Origin of the sequence: Sphingobacterium pedocola, from assembly GCF_015209965.1 — a bacterium.
Lineage (GTDB): Bacteria > Bacteroidota > Bacteroidia > Sphingobacteriales > Sphingobacteriaceae > Sphingobacterium > Sphingobacterium pedocola.
The window spans coordinates 1,255,907-1,275,577 of record NZ_MU158690.1 but is presented as its reverse complement, the minus strand read 5'-3'; the positions used below and the strand labels follow the sequence as shown (position 1 = coordinate 1,275,577).

Here is a 19,671-nt window from a genome sequence, read left to right as displayed (position 1 = left end):
TTATTTATTCATTGATTATTTCAACTTTCACTCTCCGCGGTTCTTTCTTTTCCGGTGGGCCCTTTTGCACATGTTTTTTCATTTCTGCCCGCATTTCCTGTACCGCCGGCGAATCTATTTTTACCGGTTTGTCTATGACGAACAAGGCCATTTTATACGCTTTTTCTCCTTCCCCCATTTCATCGTATAATTTGGCAAGAAGATAATAGGGGTATAGGCGGTGGGGAGTACACTGTGCTGCATGCTGATATCTTGTCTCCGCATTCAGGAATCTCTTTTGAGCCTGCAGAACTTTACCCATCAAAATATGGAACATGGGGTCCGCACTTATTTCTGAACCGTATAAAAGAGCCTGCATACTATCATCGTACCTATGGATCTTGAAGAGCATCTGCCCATATTCGAATAGGTAATTTGGCTGATCCATCAAATAGGAAAAAAGTCCTTCATATTGTTCCACCGCCTTATCATATCCACCTGCATGATAATAGACCTGTGTCTGTCCCCATTTCTTATGCGCCATGTAGACAGGATAGCGGGTAGCGAGACTCCACCCCACAAGAATGGAGGAAGTAACTAATAAACCTATGATCGAATAGGCATTCCAACGCTGACGGACATCAAAATCAAAGAGATATAGATATTTTACATCGTTGTAATAGGTGAATTCGTAAGGAGCAGAAACGCAAGCCGCCAATAGAAAAATCAGCAGCACTAAAAACGGAATAAGACTGAACGGATAAGAAAAGGCTGCAAATATTAGCAGGGCGACCAACCCGCCCACCGGAGCGAATCTACGGTTTCGAACACCCGTCCGAATGGCGTATAGCACGGCAAACAACAGCAAGATCAACGACAACACACCTAATTCAACAGCAATTTGAATAAATTCGTTGAATGCATATTCAGGTTCGCCCGCGACGGATTTTTCCCACTCCGAGCCGCGCCCCTCTGAAAAATAAAGCTCCTGTGCCTTTCCATAGCTCCCGGCAAAATAACCCACCCCATGACCAATCCAATTTCTTTCGAGCATATCCATCGAAACATTCCAGATCAGCACACGTCCATCGGCAGAATCCTTTTTGAAATGATATAAGCCCGTCCCCAATATACTTAGGAGCATTGCAGCAACCAGACTGAGGCTTGCCCATTTTGCTTTCGACCATCGTTTACTTTCTTTGAAATATGAACGATGGCGTATCTTCAAAAAATACAATCCCAGCACCACCGCGCTGCTAGCCCCCGCCGCAATCCAAGCAGCTCGGCTCATCGTGGCCGGCAGGACCAGTAGCATGCACCCAAGTGCTATTAATGCAACTCCCCAACGGAGTCTGTAGTAGATCAGTTTCCTGTTATATGCTACATTCCAAACCCACCAATCCCGCAATAGATAGAAGAGAGCAACAGGCCATATAACCGCAAGATAACCCGCATAAGGCCCGGGATTGAAAAATGAGCCCGTGCTTTTGAAAAGATGATGCTGAGAATTTGTATAACCATAGAGTTGCAACAGCCCCCAAATTGCTTCGCCAAACCCGGTAAGCATCACCGCTATAAGCAGAACATAAAGATTGGTCTGACGTTGGACGAGAAAAACACGAAAGCAGAAATACAATACAACGAGCAGAACCACCGTCACCATCTTGTTGTTTACGGCTAGATGATTCATATAGGAAAATAGCAATCCAAAGAAAACGACCAGCGGGATCAATAGGTCGACCACATGGTATTTCATACTTTGTCTATTATTCCAATAAGAAAGTGCGGTCGATAGCGGAATCAATCCCATCAATACATAGAAGCCAATAGTTTTACCTATCCCGGTGCCCGTCTCCCAATCATCTAAAATAAAGACGATACCAAATAACGCGATAAACGGCAAAAAACATAGATAGTTAATAACAGTTATGTTGGGGCTTTGCTTCATTCATCAAGGGATTTAAAAAAACGATCAAATCGGTATTTGTTAGAGTTGGGGTCGATTGACTTCCATACATAAGATACCTTACCTACGATATGATCTTCGGGCAATAAGCCCCAGTAACGGGAATCTTTGGAATCGCTACTATTGTCGCCGGCCATAAAATAATAGTTCTTTTGAAATGTGTAAGCACTACACAGATCTGTATCCAAATAAAACAGACCATCCATTTCGGTCATTTTTTTATCCGTTTCATATTCAATCAATCTCGCATATATATGTCGATTGACAGAATCTAGGGTAATCCGGTCTCCCTTTCGCGGAATATAAATCGAGCCGAAATTATGCACTGTCCAGCCCAACGATTTAAACATACGCGGTGTGTCGTACTGTGTTGATGCAATGGCTAGTCTATTTTCATCTTGATACTTACGAACTACTGCCGTCGTCGAATCGTTGGAAATAAAACAGTTACCATTTTTTATGGAAAGTGTATCCCCAGGCAAGCCAATACAACGCTTTACATAGTGCGCATTCCAATTCCGTACGATGACTTTAGATTGATAATACGGATCGTTGAAGACTAACACATCCTTTCGTTGTATAGCACGCAAACCTGGAACGCGGAAGATAGAATTTGTTTCTTTATTGCCTAAGAAATCTATCCGTGGACCGGGAATTAGTTTATTGACCAAGATAAAATCGCCGGCAAGCAATGTCGGCTCCATAGAAAGAGAGGGTATTTTAAAGGAAGCGAAAAGAAATATCCGTAATGCAATAACGATCAATATCGTGATCATTCCGATTACCGCAATTCCTTTCCACCCTGAATTCTTCTTTTTAATACGTTTATCTGTTGTCAACATGATGACACTGCTTCGTTAAAAAGCAACATTCCTTAAAACGAGAAGTAATCCATACTCTATTTTATTGATGTTACTTATATATTCAAATAAAATAAAGTTGAGCCAAATCAAAGAAGAAACGGGCTACTCAATTCTTACGCAATTCTTGCTTCCGAAAAGAAACTGTATTAAGATCTTAAAAAATCACCACCACAATTGCTTGCCATCGTCATAAGTAAAAATCCGCTCCTCTTTACCTCTACTTTTATTACGAAGAACAAATAGAGCGCCTTCAGGCACATCCGAATATATTAACACACGATCCTTAGCTGTCCGCGTCCCTAACGAGATCCAGCTTCCATCAAAATAATATAACTCGTATATATCATTTTCTTGAATGAAATTCCCGTCATGCTTGGGTATAATTTCAATACTATCAATGAGAATTCCTTCGTTCTTTTTAAGTTTCGCCCCTATCCAAAATTTTTCTCTTTTTGTTGCCGCTGAAGTCAGGTCATTACCATCGAAAGCAAAATGTAGCTGATCTTTATCAACATCTTGCCCGATGGCACTTTCGACTACTATTTTATTAGCATTTAAATCATGTAAATTAAATTCTGCAATTGGTGTTCTGCATTCGGGTGGGCACACATATCGAATATATTTTATTTCGGACGGCTTTTCGAGTTTAAAACCTAGCCTACCTATGGGTATGCTTTCTATGATGTGAATGCGCTTCGGCTTATCAAATTTTGCATTATCTGAAACCTGAATCTCACCTCCAATCATGCGATTCCATTGCGCAGTCCAGTTTCCGAAAAGAGGATATTTTCTACGTAAAACTATGTTTTGCAGCTTTTTTTTATGTGCTTTTACATACACTACATTATTGTCACTATCTATATAAAACGGAGTACCTATATTTCTAAGCTTTCCATTGCTATAGTATGAGGGCAAGTAAACCACATTTACTCCCAAATGCTCGAATGACGAACGATTTTGATTAACTTTCGAAATGACAAATTCTTTCCAGTCATCTCCGGTTTTAAAAACAGACAGTGTGACATAATCAGATCCCTTGGCTTCAAGCTTAACACTCCCCAACAAGCCGTAGCGCTCCGATACGTCAAGTTTATGTCCAAAATTGGTATTCCCTATGGATAATCCCTTTTGTTCAACTAACTGATAGGTATTACGATATACTTTATAGACTGTTTTTGCGCTACTAATATTAAAATTTTTACTATTCGGATCGAAATGTTCTTTGAACGTTGATGCGTCAATAGGATTTCGTTCACGAAGCACGGAATCCCTAGTTGCGAGGGTATACACATTGTCTGTGTTGTCTACAAAAGATATCCAGCTATGTCCACTTTGACTATAATTCCCCCATCCATCAATATAATCATAGGCTACGGGTAAAGAAAAAGCGCGTAATACAGCAGCATAATAGACACACAATTGAGAACATGAGCCTCGTTTAATGTGATCCATCGTTAACGGGTCTATAGTGTAGCCAAAATTAGAATTTGCTTCCCTGGTAATTTCTTTCAGATACCGCAATACTTTCACATACGCTACTTTTGGATCATTAATCCCTATGACAAGATGTTTATATCGCTCATAGAGTTCTGTGCGCCAACCGGGAGCCAAAGCCTCATTACTAACTTTATACGGTAACACATATTCTTTAAACGTCTGTAGAGAAATAGATGAGCCCCAAGGAACCAAAGTTCTGATTCGAAATGCCGCTTCCAAATCTTGTATTAAGTAATCTCCTGTAATGGTCTGCGCATCAACCGCGTAGCTAATAGAAGAGCCCTTCCATAAATTATTTAAAGAATCGGTGGAAATTGGATTATCCATTTGTTTCAATTTCCTGACATAGGCTTGGTAAGATAGATCATCCACGTGCTGATGACCCACTATATTTTCTATTACGTATTTTGCTGCTTCTGATTTTTCTTTATCACCGGCATAATAGTCCAGTGCCTTTTGTAATTCTCGCCCGTTAGCACCGGCTAACGTCATGACACGATTTATTTTTTTCGTTTCGGGATCGCATGACTGTATAATAACACTACATAGCATTACCCAACTATAGATTACAGTTTTAACAACAAGTTTTCGTTGAATAAAATCATTTTTCATAACCGAGGAGAATATAAAACGTAAAAGTGCACCTTTGACCACAATGTACTTGAATTCGAACAGGAAATATTTGAATGGATTCACACAGTGACTTAGAATCTAAATTAGTCCATCTAGATTCAAATAGGCAAATTGTATCTCGCTATCTAAATTCATGACAATTCTATTGTTGCTTTCATCGAAACAGAAGTCAGCAATTTGATGATCCGTTTCTATCGTTTTGATATAATTACCATCTAAGTCGAATACAAGAAATTTAGTTGGAATATCCCTTTCTTCCGAATCGTCGTCGTCAAAATAAGTTGCTAAAATGTGTTCTCCACAAAACGCTACCTTTCTATAATATGGGGTTTTAGAGGAAGTCCCACTCCCCCAATTCGGGCCATATATATTAAATTTAATATTTCCATCTAGTCCATAAATCGTCATCAAATCGTCATAAGCGTAGCATTCTACAAATAATCCGTTATTTTCAGAAACTGCAAAGCTAATTCGTTTTCTTTTTATTTTAGGATGCTCCTGACTTAACGTCTCGATACCACCTGTTTGCATATTCCATTTAGCCACCGACTGTGCGAAATCATTGGTCCCTATTGGTTTAATAAACAACCCAACTGATAAAGAGTCATTTATAAATTTATATACATGTGGAAATTGAGACTTATCCATTCTCACCCTTTCCTTAGGCATATAAGATGGTACCGTCAATGCACTATCCAGGTTATAACTAAATATCTTTTGTTTTCCATGATCGGAAACAAGAAATGCCCGGTCTTTTTTGTCTTCTTCAATATGCCCTATCACCGTTATTTCCCCAGGACCTTGTCCAATATCAGCGATACTTGTCACATAGTTGAAATTATCTTTATTAAATATATGTATCAGCTTATCTGCAGATTTATGATCCACTATCAAGACATAGTCATCGATAATATATAGACGAGCAATACTGCCAATAAGCGCATCCTCTATTTGTATTTCTTGTAAGTCGGCTTTTGCATGAGTAATTTTATCCCGTTTATACTGATGTATTTCCGAATCCGAGCGATCATTACACCCCCAGATGCTTAAAAGCATTAAAACATAAAGTGCTTTCCCTATATTTTTTTTTATTTTCATAGTGCTATTTTATCGTAAAAAAGGAGGGTGTTCGTGACATAAAATATGCATATGTCCGCAACACACCCTCCTTACAATTCTAATTTAACAATTACTCGTCATTATTATGCTTCCCGGTCCGTAGGAAACCAGTAATTACAAAAGCAACCGTCCCCATTAGCCTTACAGCCATTAGGACAATTCGGATTTTCTCCATCTGCCAGCGCTTCCACATTAGATAGACTAATTGTAGCTGTGGCGCTATTGGGAGTGCCGATAGTCACATTAAACGTTGCTACTGCCGCAATAGCAATTACTGCTAAACTTCCTAAAATTTTTTTTCTCATGATATTATTTTTTTTAATCGAGCTTCAACAAGCTCCTATTTACTATTGACTTAGTATATTTTTTAGATCCCTCCTTTCGTCGGGATGACAAAAAAGCGATATTACGCGCCTTCCTACTGTATCTATCCTTTCAACAGTATATCCTGTTATTGGATTTCATTGCTAATTATTACCTTTGCCGACGTACCTCCTTTCTTGTTAAGGCGGGATAGCGGGCGGACAGGCTGTTACAACTTTCATAGAGCAGTGCAGTCTGCCGCCTTATTTGTCCCGATTAAAACTTTTAATCTAAAGCTAGCAATACAGATTACTTTCGTAAAAGAAATTGACTACTCAATTCTTACGCAATTCTTACATCAAACTTATGTTCTTCGTGTCCACCTTCGATAATTTTATAAGAGATTTACACAATGGCCAACCTTTGCAATTGTTCGGGACAAATCTGATATAGCAAAATTTACGTTGATCCTTATAGTGATTGCAATGAGGAAAAGATAGTATGTTCAATTTTGAACAATTCGATAGAAAGGTCACAATAGCCACAACTATACTTACATATAACAATCGGAACCATGGTTGCGTCGATAAAGCTGAAAGATATTCATATTTCATTACAAGGAAAATATTGGCAGTTCGAAAAGTTAATCACCGTTATTTCCCCAGGACCTTGTCCAATATCAGCGATACTTGTCACATAGTTGAAATTATCTTTATTAAATATATGTATCAGCTTATCTGCAGATTTATGATCCACTATCAAGACATAGTCATCGATAATATATAGACGAGCAATACTGCCAATAAGCGCATCCTCTATTTGTATTTCTTGTAAGTCGGCTTTTGCATGAGTAATTTTATCCCGTTTATATTGCTGTATTTCCGAATACGAGCGATCATTACACCCCCAGATGCTTAAAAGCATTAAAACATAAAGTGCTTTCCCTATATTTTTTTTTTCATTACAAAAGTTCCGTTACCATCAACGCGAAATTTTCCTGTGCAACATGCGCCTGGACATCTTTGGGCACGTCTAGTAGATCAAACATATCGTCCTTACCAGTCGATAGAAGTGACACGACACTATTATCTGTAAAATCTAAAAAGTCACTGACATCGCTCTCCGCAACTGTCCCTCCTATATATGTTTTCTTTTGCCCCAGGTCCACTAAGAAGGGTTTTGTCTCGGTTCGATCCCACAGCGTACCTATTATGTACTTATCTGTGACCACGACATGATTTTTTAGACACCTATATTTTTCCTTGATCCTATCGATGTTAGATTCCACATCTTTTCTCCAATCAAAGGGAATTCTTGCATCTCCAAAATCAAAATAAAAAGCTTGCACTAAAAGTCCCATATTCGACATTATATAGACATAGTCATCAATTGGTTTGTTATAGCAAATTTTATTTGAGGCCTTTATAAACCTGTAGGATGAAATCCAATACATATTATCTTGGTAATCGTCAAAAGCTACAAAAGAGCTATGAATCTGCATATCTTCTCCGACGATAGCAAACCGATTACCTCGCGTCTGAACATCCTTGTTCCATGCTGATAATCCAAACAGAAAGTTCCCGTTACCTAAACGATGGATAAGATCCGCCTCAAAAGAAAACTTAGTTGCGGAAACAAAACTTCCATTCTGATCATAGACAATGAGTTTGTCGCTAGCGCCATCGACAATATAGATATTACCGTTATCGTCTACATCAAAATCTGTTATTTGGAGATATTCTTGTGGCCCTTGTCCTACCCGATGGAGTACGAGCAATCCAGCCCCCTGATCGTCGAAAATAATAATTTTCTTTTGCCGCATATCCAATACATAAATATTATTTCGCGTAATTATTTTATCTCCACCACCAAAAATAAAAGTAGGAGTAGAATCAAGTTTCACATACCTTCTAGTTTTAACAAGCTCTTCGGGGAAGAAAGTCTTACCATCCCGTATGTCAAAATCGTCCCAAATGATTGTATCCACAGACAACTCTGACATTAGATTCTTGTCGGTATTATTATTGCACGACGATATAATCCGAGCGATAATAACGATTAATAAATAATAGTAATATTTCATTAAATTTCTGTAAACAAACATTTTAAGTGAATTAAAAATTAACATACTACACTATCTCCATGAACAGTGAAGCATGTTAATTTTTAGTATTTAACAGCCGAAGTTATCTGTACATTGCACATCGGTCAAATCAAGGCAAACTCCATGTTTTTTCGGAGCTGTACAAGGAATCCCCACACTCCCTTCTCCATCAGCCAAAGCTTCTACATTTGCTAAACTAAGAGCAGACAAACCATTATTCTCCTTCATATTAACGTGAACATTAGATGCAGCTACTATCGCAACAGCAACTACTGCTAAACTTCCTAAAATTTTCTTTTTCATTTTTTTGAGTTTTTGTTTGAACTTATGCAAGCTCGTATTTATACTATTTTAATTCTTGGTAGTATCTAAAAGATAACCTGGTGACATCGAAAACGCAGATTGCGTCGTTGCTATCGCGCCTCGCAATGACGCGTTTTTAGGTTTTCAGACATTTTTAGAACCGCTTTACCGTATCTATCATTTCAACAGTGTATCCTTCAATTATTATCTTTGCCGACGTACCTCCTTTCTTGTTAAGGCGGGATAGCGGGCGGACAGGCTGTTACAACTTTCATAGAGCAGTGCAGCCTGCCGCCTTTTTCCCAGTTAAAACTTTTATTTAAAGCTAATAATTAAAGTCACTTTCATAGAATAAGCAACCTGTTCCATTCTTACGCAATTCTTACAAACCCTCCGGTTGTATTGGTTAAGTGGAATCACATCCAAATTTGAGCGCCATCTTCGTAAATGAAAATTTTGTGTTCAACGCCTTTGCTTTTATTCTCTAAGATAAATATGCAATTCTTGGGAACATTCTTGTAGATTAAGTACTGATCCTGAGCTTTCTGTCTTCCCAAGCTTTTCCATCCTCCATTAGCCCAATAGAAAAGTTCATATTCATCTCCAATCTCAATAAAATTAGTATCGCTGCGCGGACAATAACGAATTTTCACAATCTTCTGCGGTGAGCCGAAATCCAGACCCACCCAGGGATCTACTCCTCTTGGTTTTAGAAAATACGTCAATAAATCGCCATCAAAAGGATACAAATAGTGTCTTTTCCCTTCAATGTTAACTTTCGGATCGCCGATAATGGTACCGCTTAATTTAACGGTGTCCTGTCCATTTTTAGCCAGACCATAGAACTCCATTTCTGCAATATCTCCTCTACCACCTCTGGGTATCCACATTCTAACATATCTAAATGCCTTTTCCATATGGATATCGGCACTTTCGATTTTCTTAGGCGTTTCTTCAATCGTAAACAACGTTACCGAATCCTGAAAATTTCTCGTATTTGCGCCCTGAAATTTATTATTTACAATAAACGACATAATGTCCTCCATAAAAGGCGTTAATTGTGCCTTCCTTTCCAGCCGGATATTCTCTTTAGAAGAACTGGGTTTGAAATACGTTATACCTCCTACGCTATCCAAAAGAAATGGCTCTGTTTTTCTAATGTAGTCTATACCGTTGAATAGAAAGACCGAATATAGATTTCCGACCCCCATTTCTTTGAATACAACCTTGCCTCCGGAAATTTCTGTCCAAGTTTGAGGTATCCAGTCAAACCCACTGTAAGTCGAAATTACGGCATACTTGTTACGCTCCTTATTATCAATAGTTAACGCAACATCCTTTGTCGACACATATTCATTAGTTACATCAATACTATTAATATCCAATAGTTCTGACGGAATCTCGGCTATGTGTGAAAAATCGACATTCAACTTCTGATTCGCATAGGTTTTACGATAGACTTTAGCAATTTTTCTCCATGAAAGATCGATTTTCAATCCTTTGTTAATGGCGTCAAATGGGTATGGCGTACCATCTTCTAAAAAAACAACATTCCACTCGTGTCCATTTTTGGCACCAGCCCATCTTCTTGTAAAGTCAATTGCTGTGGGAATTCCCAATGCCCGGAGACTTTGAGTGGTATAATGTACCCCGTGCTTGCAGCTTCCCAAACGAATCCTTTCGAATTCGCTGCTGCAAAAGTCATAGGGATAGGACCAGAGAATACGCATATGCGACATTTTGTACGCATTATGATCATTGATGAACTTTGCAATATTTAATATGCTATCGATGTTATTTTCTTTTAGCGTATCACGCCAAAGATTATAAAGTCTAACTGACCATAATTCATTTGGTTCTGTACCTACCTTGTAAGGAAGTATATGCTTACAGAAGCTTTCAAAATCTACATTTCTGCTCCACTTATTTTTTCGCCACATATCAAAAGCGTGATCAATATGGGAAATCAATTGGTCGGCAGTCATTATGTTTATATCTTTCTCTTTGTCAACATCTCTTATCTGAGGAGCGCCATGACGTTTTACCAGTGAATCCCAGCGAGACTCGAGTTCCTTTCTATTGTCGATAATGGCAGCATTTCCGAAGGCCCATAGTGAATCAATAACGTCAAATATTTCAAAGTAAGATCTGTTTGATCTATTCACGATGCTCAATTTGGTCGCCATATTCGAGATTAGATATTTGGCCGCCTGAACTTTTTCTTCATCTCCTTGTCCTTTATAGTGTCCCAAAACAGTTTCTAAGGTGCTTCTGTTCGCTCCGGCAGCCTCTAACGCACTATTAAGGTCATCACCCGACTTTGTATGACAAGAAAAAAATGTGCCGATGATTATTATTCCGATTACACGCAAAAAAAAGATATTACGATTCATAAATTTATATAGTTGTGAGATCAAACCTAACAAAAACAATATCACCACTTTCCGTATCCACACTAGATCCCAATAAATACGTATCGCCTGGGTCGACAACAAACTCCGTTACTGGCTTATCCAATTTATAGGCTTTCACGGAATTTCCCTCCCAGTCATATACATATACTTTGTCAAGATGATCAGTTGGATATATCCGGTTAGGGTCGTCTTTGAGATATGCTTCCTTATTGTGAAAGTTTGGGAGAAGGTAGATATACTGTTCCGAACTCTGTGCCCGCATTCCCATCAAGGTGTTATTCTCCGATTCCATATTCATACCATCTTTAGCCACTTTGTAAATAGGATAATCAGCGGTCATTACCTGAAATGTCGAAAATTTAAAATTTTTATTATCGATGATTTCAGCATAATTACCCCAATTGGTACAATAGTATACCAATTTATTTGTTGAAGGGTGCATCAATATACCACCATAGTTATATACACCTCTTTTCACAATGGCTTCGGCTTTTATACCATCTTTTGGATAGTCCATATCTAAAGCCTTATATTCCTTATTTCCTGCCTGTACGATAGATAATAAATTGATTCTATCGTAATCTCCACCCATGGCCAGGAATATAGAGTCTGTTAATGGAACGAACGACGAAAATGTTGCATGCTCAAATACGGGAAAAGCAATAGACTTCCAAGTGCTTTCATCGAAAATATTGTTCAATGAAAACAGATCAATTTGATATGCATTGATATGATTACCTCCCTGAATGTCGAAAACGTACAAGGCATTATTTTGCTTTTTGTAATGTAATTGGGGAACACCAAAAAACTCTCTGGGTCCATTTCCTCTCTTGCCAAACTTCCCTACAAACTTTATGTCCTCAGAATTTTCACCTAACCTGTAGACTGTGAAAAAATAATCCTAAAGTTGACGGGTTACAACATGACCGTTGAAATAGGCAACAATCTTGTTCGAAGCTATAAGGGAGTCACAATCTAAATTGTTTCCTTTTAAATCAACAAAATCTAGATTTAACGTTCTCAGTTTTTGTGTATTATTAGCTGACCTCTTTTTACAGGAAACCAAGACCGTTATAAATAGAATATATAGTATAATTCTCATGCTCGCTTTTTTATTTATATATTTTTTACTTGCGGACCATAAAGAGAGCTACGGGAAGATTATATATTCATCATCTCAACCAAAATATAATCCATATCCTCAGAAAGAGCAACCCCATATCCCTTACTATCATCATCTTGTACACAGAAAGAGATAATTTTCTTATCGGTTTTGTAGGTATCAAGCAATTGTCCTTCTTTCGAAAATTTAAAAATATAGCTATTTGAAGCCGAGTTTTTGTCCTTCATAGCAATACCGGTATACAAAAGATAAAAATGGTTTGACGTAGAATAGATATCTGAAAAATACTCCATGTCCGAATCTTTTAATGATGCAGATCCAGTTGAATGCGCAATGCGATTACGCAATTCAGAAGGCAAACTAAAATCAAAATTTTTAAGAATTTCTAGAGAATCCCCCACAAGTTTGTAAAAGGAAGCCTCTCCTGTAAAATAAGAAGCAAATGCCAGCACGTCATTTTTCCTATTGTAGGCTATATGCCCTTGTCCATAGACATATCTATCTGCAGGTTGGTTCAGGTCATTGATATAATGTGGATAAATATTTTGGCTTTTGATGATGCCTCCTACGCGATCAAGTATTCTAATGGACCCCTCTTCATAAGGTCCCGAAACGATAAAGCCGCTGTTCGTTTGAGTCAATCTATCTATATTTTCAAACTCTAAGGATCTATTTGGAACAAAATTCTCCTTTGCAAGATTCGGAATATTGTGTTCTGTATATCGGCCGTTTTGCCTCTGTATGATGGATAGGACCTCGCTTTCACTTGATCTTGGCAATAATAGTGGAGGGATTACCTCATTTGGGCCTTGTCCAATGCCGATCCGCCTCCCGATAAAAGTACCGGACTTGATATCATAAAACGCGAGTGCTTTTTCATCTATATTATCAGTGATAACTAATCTGTTGTCACCAATTGTTATTTGATTGGGTCTACCCAATAAAAAATCAACGTCAATTTCATTCGTATGAAGAAGCTTGGCGTTCTCAAGTATTTTCTGCGTATTCTCAGTTTGCTTATTGCAAGAAAGAAAAAAAATAATTGTAACTAAACAGATTTTAAGGTATAGTAGATTATTCATAGTTCGTATAAATTTCAGAAGTTGCGTGTCTTTATAAAACAACTCTTTGGACATCAATCTTCTTTATAAGAAAGTATAGCCGCCTCTTTCTGAAACGCAAGAGACGACTACAGGTTTTAAATTTGCTTAACAATAATATAATTTTACACCAGGCCCAGAAGGGGGAATAAATGTTCCACAATATGCGCCGGAACAACTATTGGAGCAATTTACTCCGCCTCCATTCTCACCATCCGCCAACGCTGCTACATTCGCTAAACTTAGAGCTGACATAACATTACCTTCGTTCATATTAACATGAACATTAAACGTAGCTATCGCTGCGATAGCAAATAACAAGCGCGGCAGTATTTTTCAAGGATATTAAGCTTACAAGTCCGGTATACTGAGACGATAAAGCGGATTATCCGAATTGATATCCAGAGCTAAAAATGAGCCGTCGGTATCTGGATATATGGACACAAAACGTCTATCTAATTTAATATGTTTTAAAGGTTTTCCTTTGTAATTCCATATGTAAAGATTATCGGCTCCGTCTTTATCAAGATCCTCATTTTTGACATCTACGCCACTGAAAAGTGCCAATAAAAAACCATTATTCGCGATTATATCCTGAAAGCCGTGTATTCCTTCATGGATAGCATACCCCTTATGTGTCCTGAACACGGGATCTCCATACTTACCTTTGATTGTCAATTGCTCACCTTCATCGAAAATATCCAAAACATCACCAAATTGGGTAGCGGCAACAAGAATATCTTCGGAACCTCCCAAAAAAGGCATCCATGCCTGATGATAAGCGGATGACTCTAGAAGATCTTTACTATCTGACGCTTCTATGCTACCTAAAGACCGTACGAAATTACCTTGATTGTCAAACTCAAGAATTCGTCCATCATTTGTCACATTAAATACCGGAAAATAGAATCTGTTTCCTAATTTTAATCCTCTCGATAAAAAGCCAAAATCTTTAGTTAATGTGATCCTTTTTGGGGTTTCTTTTTTTTGATAGATATCATCCACCTGATACACCCAAATCTCGTTTCTGGATTCATATACATATAGTGAATCCCCTACTAACTGAATGTTGTTGATGGAGATAAACTCATTCGGTCCATCACCCTTTGCGCACAAAGAACTGTGATATTTTAATTCCTTTTCCGAAAAAACATGGATAAAATGATCTGGAGCATGCAAATCTAAGATAAACAGTAAAGAATCATTTTTGGCGAGACGGAATGGATACCGCATAAATACAGAGTCATCCGTTGGCACATTTACTGTAGATATACTTCCAATTTCGTTGAAAGAGTATGACTTCTTATCCCCTCGATGATCGCATCCCAATACGAACAGGATAAAACAAGAGCATAACAATAATATTTTCATATCACACTAAATTAATTAAAAAAATCACGGGTTAAAAAGAAAGAAGCCCTACCATTTAATTAATTTGGCAAGACTTCTTTTCCCGTAATATTACCCCCAAATAACTACTTTCCTAACTTGACTTTGATTTAGAGGACAAGTAATGGATCCAGATCCATCACAAGTTACCCCCATATCTGCCTCTCCATCCGCCAAAGCTTCTACATTCGCTAAACTTAGCGCTGACATAACATTATCTTCGTTCATATTAACGTGAACATTAAAAGCAGCTACTGCCGCAATAGCAATTACTGCTATACTTCCTAAAATTTTCTTTTTCATGATATTGATTTTTTAACTTTCACCATCAATATTGATGATAAGCTTTTTATCGAGCTTTTGCGAGCTCATCATTTATACTATTTTAATTCTTGGTAGTATCTAAAAGATAATCTGGTGACATCGAAAACGCAGATTATTCATCAGTGTCTGTCCTCATAAGCATTCATGAGCTCACTACGTTCGGTTGCTTCGTTGCTATCGCGCCTCGCAATGACGCGTTTTTAGGTTTGCAGACATTTTTTAGAACCGCTTTACCGTATCTATCATTTCAACAGTATATCCTATTATTGGATTTCATTACTAATTATTATCTTTGCCGACGTACCTCCTTTCTTGTTAAGGCGGGATAGCGGACGGACAGGCTGTTACAACTTTCATAGAGCAGTGCAGTCTGCCGCCTTTTTCCCATGTTTACTATTTTTTTCTATCCGTTATTACTTGTTTATATACTTCCCATATTTTGGGATTTAAGGTTGGGTTGCCAATGGACACCACCTTGTTATCCTGATCCAATAAAAAACACTGATATTCCATCCCTTCGGGAAAACTATTAATTCGCTTCAATGCGCCTTGATCATCCATTATCACAGGATGAGACAGCCTTTCGCGTTTTAGCACATGTGCAAGATCTTTTCTGCTCTTCGGTTGGAAATAGAACAGAAAACGCACCTGATCGGTGGCTAAAGAATCAATTTCCTCCATATAGTGCTTCCATAGATTCAGATTCAACTTGCAGCTGGTGCAGCCAACCGAATCCGTATACACTAAAACCTTATACGGAACATCAGCATATTCCGGGCAGATCGTATCCGTACCCATATAGGAACAGGGTAATCCATCCGGAAAAAGAATTTCTTTCCCCATCCATTCCCTAACTAGCTTTTCGGCAGTAGCTTTTTTACTGTCTTGACAACCGACAGCACATATCCATAACATCAGTACGATCGAATAATTATATACACTGTTCATTTCGATACTAGGTTTATAACTTTAAAACACTTAACTAACTAAGTAGACACCAAATTAAGGACTTACGGCTGGTCCTACGATTTTTTGACCAACTCAATTCTTACGCAATTCTTACAAGCTTTAGTTTCCAAATGCATATTCTATTATAGGCTGGTTACTATTAACATCCAGTGCTATAAACTTCTTGTTAGCCTCATCCACATGAAACCCGGTTATGTAACGATCCAGCACGTATTGCCTTACCGGATTACCTTTCAGATCGAACACGTGTATATAGCGCCCTCCCTCCCGGTGATCGTCCGGCCGCTTCCGTATATCTTCGAATGAACTCCCCCAGAATAGTGCATAAATATGCTCATGCCCTACGTGAATGTCGCTATAGCCCATAATGCCTGTCGGTACCGCATAACCTCCTCTGTTGGTAAATTGCGGTGCGCCAGACTCTTGCCCTACAATCTCAATGATCGTATCTTGTTTTATATCGTAGATTTCTAGCACCTGTCCCAGTTGGGTGGCCATGGCCAAAATGCCGTGATGCGGGTTGTAGCTGATGAACGACCGCCAGGCCTGTGCCGATACAATAGCATTCTCATTTTCGTTGGACGAGGGGATTTGAAAAGCATGTTTCAAAATATTACCATGGTAATTAACAAACGATATACGGTGCTGTCCCGTATAGTCCGGTACGATAAAAACCGAATCGTTTAGACGATCGAAGTCCAGTGTACGGACGAGCTTCTTGTCTAGATTAATTTCAATCGGCTGTTCATCCTCTTGTTGCACAAGCCGAACAATTTTACTTTTATTGGCATCAAGCGTCCATACGTCCCCCTGTTCGTCTATGCGGATATTCTCCGTTCCAAGAAATTCTCCCGGTGCTTCGCCCCGATGTGCCAGGCTTCCCTTATGTTGCAAGATCTTGTAGTCAAACAGATGAATATGGTGCGCTGCGGTATGTATATCCATCACGTAAAGGATATCGTCTTTCAACCGTACGCGAAAAGGGTAGCGCAAGTAAACACTATCCTGCATCGTCTTTTTCTTCCCTTGCAGGGAAATGGTCTCAGGAAATACCACGACCTCTGCAGTTGCAACAGCACTACAGGAGGTCATGGTAATCCCCAACCCCATCAGTAAAACAGCAGCGAAAATTCTTTTCATTGTACGTAGAGTACCTTGATAGTGCTATGAGGGCAGTCAACACTACCAAAGGATTCACATATTTTACCAGAATTTTCTCCTTGTGCCAAGGCCTCGTTATTCGCCAAGGTAATTCCGGCTTTGTTGCTATCCGATTGAAATTGCAAGCTCACATTCAGAGCAATACCAATTGCCACGCAGCAGGCTAATACCGTTAAATACTTTTTCATAATCACTTAATATATATTTTGATTACCCTAAATTAGGCGAGAAAAGAAAAGAAAACAATTTTTGAAGCGACTCAATTCTTACGCAATTCTGTCGTCAAAAAATAAATGTTAGGATAAGTTGGGCAAATATCTTTTCCTATTGACTTAAAAGTCCTAACTTCACGGGATTAACTATGCAACTAAACGCCAAACATATCCGTATCATAACTATTGCTATCCTATTCGCTATCCTAACAGGACAAGCGATGTGGATATACAATGTATATGAAACACAGTACCGGTTGATTACGCAGGTGAAAGACGAAGTACTACAGACTGCAATCCTTCGAGAACACGCCTATCGACATGAAAAGATGGGTGGAACTATAGTCTATAACCCACTAACACACCAAAACGACACCTCCCGTTACATTACTAAAACTGTACAATTAAAAGATACTACTTTTTCAGTGACCCACGATCGACAAGATCCTTATTCCAGCATAAAGCTCAATCAGTTTATCTTTAAAGACCATCTCCCGGTCAACGTCATTATGCTAGACAGTATCTATAGGCTCGAACTCTCTAATAGGGGAGTACCAAAAGCCAATACCTATATCGAATACATTGATCTAAAAAACGATAAAGTGCTGCAACGTTCGAAAGAGGGTGAATCAGCCGTAGATTACACCGTATCGAAACTTATTGTCATCGATATTTTTAACACATTAGGTATCAAAGGATATATACAGATATCAACCTCTGCTATTGTTGGAACGATGATCTTTCAATTAATCTTAACAGCTTTATTAATAATTTTATGCATCTTCTTCCTAAGCATGATTATCCGAACATTCTTCTGGCGCGAAAAAATGGAAGAGATGCGTCAAGACTCAGTCAGTGCCATGACCCATGAATTCAAACGCCCCATATCGAGTGCAGTCGCACAAGTCTCTTTAATACCGTATTATCTGCAAAAGGGAGATATGGCTAAAGTACAGCAATATGCGGACCATACCCTACTCGAGCTTAACAAGCTCACTTCTTATACCGAGCGAATACAAAAACTAAGTAACAACTCTAAAGAAACCATTTCCTTAAATAAGGAGTCTATCTCACTTTCCGATTTCTTCGAAACGACAGTAAAGAGATATCAAAATATACAGGAAAAAGGGACTGAGATTACCCTCTCTATAAAATCAGACCGTAAATACCTGGAAGCCGATCTTATCCATTTTTCGAACATCATCGACAATCTGATCGAAAATGCCATTAAGTATTCGAATGAAAAGGTACATATTCAAATCACCGTAACAGACGCACAGGATAGACTAAAAATCAGTGTAAAAGATGACGGCTTAGGGATTTTAGACAGCGACCAACCTCATATCTTCGGAAAATTTTACCGAAGTAACAACAGGGAAATACAGCGACGGGTTGGCTTTGGGCTGGGGCTTACCTATGTAAAAGCACTGGTCGAAGCACACGACGGCGAAATAAAAGTAGAAAGTAAATTTGGTACGGGTAGTGAATTTATCTTATATTTCCCCTAACTTTTATTTTCCTACAAAAAACAATGCGTAATAAAATTCTACTTATCGAGGATGATCTGGGGCTAGCTATCCCCTTGAAAGATTATTTCGAAGATAACGGACTGATGGTCTACCATACGGTATCCGGAGAAGAAGGACTATCGTGTTATACCGATCAAAAACCGGATCTTATTATCCTCGACATTATTTTACCCAACAAAAGCGGATTTGATGTCATAGCAGAGATCCGTGACAAAGATCTTATTACCCCTATCATCTTAATGACGGGAACGGAATTTGATCCCGACAGCCAAATAAAAGGCTATTCATTGGGAGCGATCAATTTCATGCAAAAACCTATCATGCCACAGGCTTTATTGGCACTGATCAAGCACGTGCTGTCCCTTCCGAATAAAATGCAGCAGTTCCAGATTGGCAACACGATGATCCATATACACAATCAGCATATTGAACTGAATGGTGAACGATTCCATGTAAGAGAAAAAGATGCCCGCGTATTTGAATTTCTATTGGCCCGAAAAAACCAGACCATACCGCGATCGCTATTACTTAAGCAAATATGGCTGGATGACCATCCTGATAAGAACAACCTATTGGATGGATCCATACTCAGAATAAGACGTGTATTAAAAAAACACCCCCACATCCAAATCAAAACCATATATGGAAGTGGTTATCTGCTAGAGACAACTTCTTTATAAACT

Annotated in this window: 18 protein-coding genes and 1 pseudogene; 2 read left to right on the top strand and 17 right to left on the bottom strand. The window is 38.5% G+C overall.

All coding sequences use genetic code 11. The annotated features are described in order from the left end of the window. Nucleotides 1–4 precede the first annotated feature (4 nt). The 17 genes and pseudogenes from C4F40_RS15320 to C4F40_RS15240 all read right to left on the bottom strand — a co-directional run bounded on the left by C4F40_RS15320 (nucleotide 5) and on the right by C4F40_RS15240 (nucleotide 17,435). Nucleotides 5–1,927, bottom strand: a complete 1,923-nt coding sequence (locus C4F40_RS15320; RefSeq protein ID WP_196940252.1) for an O-antigen ligase family protein — start codon at nucleotides 1,925–1,927, stop codon at nucleotides 5–7. Further along, nucleotides 1,924–2,787, bottom strand: coding sequence for a signal peptidase I (gene lepB / locus C4F40_RS15315; protein WP_196940251.1), 864 nt, complete (start codon nucleotides 2,785–2,787; stop codon nucleotides 1,924–1,926). Before lepB ends, C4F40_RS15320 begins: the two co-directional genes overlap by 4 nt. A gap of 183 nt (nucleotides 2,788–2,970) precedes the next feature. Then, nucleotides 2,971–4,917: a hypothetical protein gene (locus C4F40_RS15310; protein WP_196940250.1), complete on the bottom strand. Its 1,947-nt coding sequence runs from the start codon at nucleotides 4,915–4,917 to the stop codon at nucleotides 2,971–2,973. 99 nt (nucleotides 4,918–5,016) lie between these two features. After that, nucleotides 5,017–6,036: a BF3164 family lipoprotein gene (locus C4F40_RS15305; RefSeq protein WP_196940249.1), complete on the bottom strand. Its 1,020-nt coding sequence runs from the start codon at nucleotides 6,034–6,036 to the stop codon at nucleotides 5,017–5,019. A 104-nt stretch (nucleotides 6,037–6,140) separates the two neighbouring features. Beyond that, nucleotides 6,141–6,362 (bottom strand): NVEALA domain-containing protein, encoded by a 222-nt coding sequence (locus C4F40_RS15300; protein WP_196940248.1) that lies wholly within the window; start codon nucleotides 6,360–6,362, stop codon nucleotides 6,141–6,143. Between the two features lie 601 nt (nucleotides 6,363–6,963). Next, on the bottom strand, nucleotides 6,964–7,284 hold the full coding sequence (locus C4F40_RS21810; protein ID WP_196940247.1) for a 6-bladed beta-propeller: 321 nt from the start codon (nucleotides 7,282–7,284) through the stop codon (nucleotides 6,964–6,966). Nucleotides 7,285–7,321: 37 nt separating this feature from the next. Beyond that, the gene (locus C4F40_RS15290; RefSeq protein WP_196940246.1) at nucleotides 7,322–8,443 is read right to left on the bottom strand and encodes a 6-bladed beta-propeller; all 1,122 of its coding nucleotides are present in this window, start codon (nucleotides 8,441–8,443) and stop codon (nucleotides 7,322–7,324) included. 90 nt (nucleotides 8,444–8,533) lie between these two features. Continuing rightward, nucleotides 8,534–8,767, bottom strand: coding sequence for an NVEALA domain-containing protein (locus tag C4F40_RS15285; RefSeq protein ID WP_196940245.1), 234 nt, complete (start codon nucleotides 8,765–8,767; stop codon nucleotides 8,534–8,536). Nucleotides 8,768–9,183: 416 nt separating this feature from the next. Then, nucleotides 9,184–11,160, bottom strand: a complete 1,977-nt coding sequence (locus C4F40_RS15280) for a transglutaminase-like domain-containing protein (protein WP_196940244.1) — start codon at nucleotides 11,158–11,160, stop codon at nucleotides 9,184–9,186. Between the two features lie 4 nt (nucleotides 11,161–11,164). After that, a pseudogene (locus C4F40_RS15275) lies at nucleotides 11,165–12,070 on the bottom strand (BF3164 family lipoprotein); the annotation flags it as partial. Between the two features lie 272 nt (nucleotides 12,071–12,342). Beyond that, nucleotides 12,343–13,386, bottom strand: a complete 1,044-nt coding sequence (locus tag C4F40_RS15270) for a BF3164 family lipoprotein (protein ID WP_196940243.1) — start codon at nucleotides 13,384–13,386, stop codon at nucleotides 12,343–12,345. A 126-nt stretch (nucleotides 13,387–13,512) separates the two neighbouring features. Further along, complete coding sequence (locus tag C4F40_RS21805; RefSeq protein WP_196940242.1) at nucleotides 13,513–13,725, bottom strand: NVEALA domain-containing protein; 213 nt, start codon at nucleotides 13,723–13,725, stop codon at nucleotides 13,513–13,515. Nucleotides 13,726–13,755: 30 nt separating this feature from the next. Then, nucleotides 13,756–14,775 (bottom strand): BF3164 family lipoprotein, encoded by a 1,020-nt coding sequence (locus C4F40_RS15260; RefSeq protein WP_196940241.1) that lies wholly within the window; start codon nucleotides 14,773–14,775, stop codon nucleotides 13,756–13,758. A gap of 90 nt (nucleotides 14,776–14,865) precedes the next feature. Further along, nucleotides 14,866–15,096 (bottom strand): NVEALA domain-containing protein, encoded by a 231-nt coding sequence (locus C4F40_RS15255; RefSeq protein ID WP_196940240.1) that lies wholly within the window; start codon nucleotides 15,094–15,096, stop codon nucleotides 14,866–14,868. A gap of 414 nt (nucleotides 15,097–15,510) precedes the next feature. Continuing rightward, nucleotides 15,511–16,065 carry a hypothetical protein gene (locus C4F40_RS15250; RefSeq protein WP_196940239.1) on the bottom strand — a complete coding sequence of 185 codons (555 nt, stop codon included), beginning with the start codon at nucleotides 16,063–16,065 and terminating at the stop codon, nucleotides 15,511–15,513. 120 nt (nucleotides 16,066–16,185) lie between these two features. Beyond that, nucleotides 16,186–17,226, bottom strand: coding sequence for a BF3164 family lipoprotein (locus C4F40_RS15245; RefSeq protein ID WP_196940238.1), 1,041 nt, complete (start codon nucleotides 17,224–17,226; stop codon nucleotides 16,186–16,188). Next, nucleotides 17,223–17,435 carry an NVEALA domain-containing protein gene (locus tag C4F40_RS15240; protein ID WP_196940237.1) on the bottom strand — a complete coding sequence of 71 codons (213 nt, stop codon included), beginning with the start codon at nucleotides 17,433–17,435 and terminating at the stop codon, nucleotides 17,223–17,225. Before C4F40_RS15240 ends, C4F40_RS15245 begins: the two co-directional genes overlap by 4 nt. Before the next feature lie 173 nt (nucleotides 17,436–17,608). Here C4F40_RS15240 and C4F40_RS15235 point away from each other — a divergent pair, with 173 nt between their 5' ends. Next, entirely contained in the window at nucleotides 17,609–18,967 is a 1,359-nt protein-coding gene (locus C4F40_RS15235; protein ID WP_196940236.1) for a sensor histidine kinase, read from the top strand. Nucleotides 18,968–18,990: 23 nt separating this feature from the next. Continuing rightward, nucleotides 18,991–19,668 (top strand): response regulator transcription factor, encoded by a 678-nt coding sequence (locus C4F40_RS15230; protein WP_196940235.1) that lies wholly within the window; start codon nucleotides 18,991–18,993, stop codon nucleotides 19,666–19,668. The last annotated feature ends 3 nt before the right edge of the window (nucleotides 19,669–19,671 follow it).